Here is a 211-nt window from a genome sequence, read left to right as displayed (position 1 = left end):
GTCAAAACCACGGCTAATGTGAGTAATGTGCGTTTTCTCTTCGGAGAGCGTTAAGCCTCTGTGTGCTAAGAAGTCAGCAATCAACGGTTTGATATCGTTCTCCAGCACGTCCTTTGAAGTGCAAGTGACGACGAAATCATCGGCGTATCCTATAAAGTTGGCTCTCGCCCCATTTTTAAGTGCGGTGGACTTTATGCGTTGCTCAAGACCT

The 211-nt window shown here is 46.9% G+C and carries 1 protein-coding gene; it reads right to left on the bottom strand.

The annotated features are described in order from the left end of the window. Window positions 1-211 (bottom strand): reverse transcriptase domain-containing protein (locus tag JIG41_RS04675; RefSeq protein ID WP_249406608.1); only part of this gene is annotated, 211 nt, incomplete at both ends.

Source organism: Pseudoalteromonas sp. bablab_jr011 (genome assembly GCF_016464045.1).
GTDB lineage: Bacteria > Pseudomonadota > Gammaproteobacteria > Enterobacterales > Alteromonadaceae > Pseudoalteromonas > Pseudoalteromonas lipolytica.
The sequence above is the reverse complement of the archived record's forward strand: the minus strand, read 5'-3'. Positions and strand labels throughout refer to the sequence as shown.